Origin of the sequence: Parafilimonas sp., from assembly GCF_047606085.1 — a bacterium.
Taxonomy (GTDB): domain Bacteria; phylum Bacteroidota; class Bacteroidia; order Chitinophagales; family Chitinophagaceae; genus Parafilimonas.
This window is the reverse complement of the sequence record NZ_JASGEX010000047.1, coordinates 1-3,511: the sequence shown is the minus strand read 5'-3', so window position 1 is coordinate 3,511 and position 3,511 is coordinate 1. Positions and strand designations below refer to the sequence as shown.

Here is a 3,511-nt window from a genome sequence, read left to right as displayed (position 1 = left end):
GCCTGTTCCGTCTTTTGTAATAGGTCCTTTAATTCTCTTTGTTCCTTTACTGATAGGGAAATTTTGTAACTCATAGTTTTTCAACAAAGTTACAAAATCGGAATTATTTAGACAATATAGTATAAAATAATAATCAATCCCGGCCTTTGTTAGCTCGGTAGTGAAACCTTTGCCCCAGGCTTCAGGCATTAATGCATAACCTATTTGCACTTTATCTTTCTCATCATCAAAGGGAAGAAAAATTAAAGCGAAAATGCCGGCAAAACTATTACCTGCTTTTTCTACGACACACCAGCGGCCAAGGTTAGGGCTTTGCCCGTAGAACCGGATGTTTTCTTCAAGAAATTTATCAGACTCCGGTTTTGATAAAGCTTTTCTTATATGCTTCATCAAGGTTTCATTTCCGTTTACCCGGAAAAACAAGCCGGCATCTTGCGTTGTAAATTCACGAACAATAAGCCTTTGGGTTTCGAATATCATGGTAACAATTTGCAGGTTTTGGCTGCAATCAAACAAAGGAAGAACAATTAAATAAAAAACCGCTTTTTGCAAAAAAGCGGTTCAGCTATATTTTTTTAAAAAGATGATTACACGCATTTTACACAAAATAAGCACTAAGGTTTACTAAAAATATCCCGTATGGTAATGGTATTAGCCAGTTTTTTAAGCGCCGTATCGTGATCTTTTACGTAAGGATTATCAAGGTCCCAAACATAACCAGCCAGCACGGAGCAGATCATGCTTTTAATAAGCGGGTCCTGGTTATCGGCAAAGAAAATAGTATCCAAAGTACCATCGTACCAGCGCATTACATAACTACGGAAAGTGTTCACGCCCTGCATCATGGGTTTGGTATATTCTTCATCCCAGTCCACCGCTTCTCCTTTCAGTTTTTTAATAACCAGTTTCGCTGCCTTCTGGCTGGAAACAGTGGCCAGCGTTACGCCCGATGAAAATACCGGGTCTAAAAACTCGGTTACATTGCCGGTAAGCACAAAACCGTCGCCATAAAATTTTTCTGTGGTGGTTGACCATGATTTCAGTATGCGCGGTTCAAAAATCAATTGTGCATCTTTAAAACGCTCACTAAAATATGGCTGAGAAGCAATGTGCGCACGAAATTGCTCTTCGTTGCTGCCGCCTTCAAATTTTTTGAAAAACGCAGGGTTGCCTACAAATCCTACCGAAGTATTGCCGTTTGAAAAAGGTATCACCCAAATCCATACCCCAAATTCATGCACGATAATGGTGATGCGGTTAGGCTCGTCGGCCATAGCCCGTTTCTCATCCGCAACATGCGCAAACATGGCTTTGCGCGGTTCGAGGCTGGATGGCTTATCCATTTTAAACAAACGTGGAATTACCCTTCCATAGCCGCTGCCATCAATAATAAACCTGGCTTTTATCTGCGCCTTTTCACCATTGGCATATTCAACTGTTGTAGTTGAATCAGCGCCATTAAACTCAATAGCAGTAACCGTAGTTTCATACGAAACGGGCACACCCATTTTTTCAACCTCGTCTGCCAGAATTTTATCAAATTCAGCGCGTGGCACCTGCCAGGTCCAGGTCCAGCCCTTTGTATATTGATCGGCAAAGGAATAATCGCATATTTTTCCATTCTTCACAAACTTGGCGCCGCCTTTATCCTGGAAGCCCTTTGCTTTTACCGCTTCCAGAAAACCAGCTTCTTCCAGCGCTTCCATACAACGCGGCAATAAACTTTCGCCGATTACAAAGCGCGGGAATTTCATCTTTTCAACCACCGTTACTTTATAACCGGCTTTGTGTATAATAGAAGCGGCAACCGTTCCTGCAGGCCCTGCGCCGATTACGAGTACATCTGCCTGTTCTGTTTTCATATATTAAGCCCCCATCCCCTAAAGGGATTAAAATAAATTAATGTAATTACACTAATTGTTTGTATTTAAAAAATCATGAAAATCCTCAAACCAGTTAAATCCAGTTTGTCCCGCAACGCAAAGCGGGAGCTCAGACAACTTTCTTACACTTCAGCAAAGTATGGCTCAAGCCGATATTATCTGTTTCTTCCACCACTTTAAACCCTGCTTTATATATACAGTTTTTAAACACTTCCGAATGGTACATCTGGCTGTTGCCATTTGCCAGTGCTGTAAAATAAATGGAGGTTTGCTGCAGGCAGAAAGCAGCCGTTTCAAAACGCTGCACATCCCAAAACGCTTCGAGAATATATACAAAACCATCCTCACCCAAAGCAGTGTGGCATCTTTTGAGAATGGACACTATCTCATCTTCAGAAAAACAATCCAGGAACTGGCTCATCCAGACAGCATCAAAACCTTTTGGAAAGGGCTGGCTTTCATCCAAAATATTGGCGGGATGAAAAGAAACCCTTTCACTTAATCCCAGCTCATCAATTTTAGCTTTTGCCATATTGAGCTGTGGTGGCAGGTCCATGATAGTAATGCGTATATCTTTATTGTATGCCGTGCTGGCAATGGCCCACTTGCCGGTATTGCCGCCTATTTCAAGCATGCTTTTAATATTATTATTATCATATACATGCGGCAGCACTTTGGGAAATGCGGTATCTGAAAAAAAATGGTCGAAGCCAAACCAGCTTTTTTGAATATGCGGCGGCAACTGCGACAGCCCTTCATAAATAGTTGGCCAGCTGCCCAATGTTTTAAGGCCTTCGGGCTTGCCGGTTTTAATGCTTTCATCCAGGTAAAAAAGGCCTTTGTAATTAACATCGTGCATGAAGTTCATATTCACGCTGGTAAGCGCATCGTGCAAAATGAAATAACCGGTTTTGGTGATCTTATAACTGTCGTTATTGAAAATAACCAATCCTATTCCCAGGCCGGATTCAAGCAAAACACGCACGCCATAATGCGGCAACTGCACTTTTCCGGCTATGGCTTCGAGGGTTAAACCAGCAGAGCCTGCGTCTTCAATTTCTTTTAATATGCCTGAATCTCTCAGCACCCTTGCCACCTGGAAAACCACGGGCCCAAAAGCAATGAACTGCGCCAAATGTTTTGATTCTAATGCCGTCCTGGTGTCTGTTGAAAAAAATTGCATTTGCTAATTACAGTTATTATATCCTGGCAGGAAAGGTGTAAGAATACGCATCTTTTTTATACAAAAGCTGTTTGCAGCCATAAAATTGCTACAGGCCCCATTTTCTTTTCCATTCTTCAAAAAAAGGAGGATTGGTTAATTGCAGCAAATGTTTATCACGATTTAAAAACACCTGTACAGAACTGCCTGTGGCCACTACCTGATTTGTTTCAGCATTATACAAGCGATAATGGAATATAAGCTTGGCGGCTTCACAAGGCGCATACGCCGTTTCAATCAGCACCTTTTCCCCATAGCGTAATGAACGTTTATAATCGCACTGCACATTTATTACCGGAACAATATACCCATGGTTATAAAAATCAAGATAGCCTATCCCGTATTTGCTGCCGAAAGCTTCCCGCCCATCTTCAAAATAACGTATGTAATGCCCGTGCCAAACCAT

General features: G+C 41.8%; 4 protein-coding genes. All 4 read right to left on the bottom strand.

Features of this window, described 5'->3' with window-relative positions; translation table 11 throughout:
- A partial coding sequence (locus tag QM629_RS03995; protein WP_415157429.1) for a GNAT family N-acetyltransferase occupies positions 1-480 on the bottom strand: 480 nt, incomplete at its 3' end.
- A 134-nt stretch (positions 481-614) separates the two neighbouring features.
- The gene (locus tag QM629_RS03990) at positions 615-1,862 is read right to left on the bottom strand and encodes an NAD(P)/FAD-dependent oxidoreductase (protein WP_415157427.1); all 1,248 of its coding nucleotides are present in this window, start codon (positions 1,860-1,862) and stop codon (positions 615-617) included.
- Between the two features lie 130 nt (positions 1,863-1,992).
- Positions 1,993-3,066: a class I SAM-dependent methyltransferase gene (locus tag QM629_RS03985; RefSeq protein WP_415157425.1), complete on the bottom strand. Its 1,074-nt coding sequence runs from the start codon at positions 3,064-3,066 to the stop codon at positions 1,993-1,995.
- Between the two features lie 88 nt (positions 3,067-3,154).
- On the bottom strand, positions 3,155-3,511 hold a 357-nt coding region (locus QM629_RS03980), incomplete at its 5' end, for an acyl-CoA thioesterase (protein ID WP_415157423.1).

Bases quoted from the DNA above. Each gene is read 5' to 3' on its own strand.
- QM629_RS03985 (WP_415157425.1), bottom strand. From the start codon at position 3,066: ATGCAATTTTTTTCAACAGACACCAGGACGGCATTAGAATCAAAACAT.
- QM629_RS03990 (WP_415157427.1), bottom strand. From the start codon at position 1,862: ATGAAAACAGAACAGGCAGATGTACTCGTAATCGGCGCAGGGCCTGCA.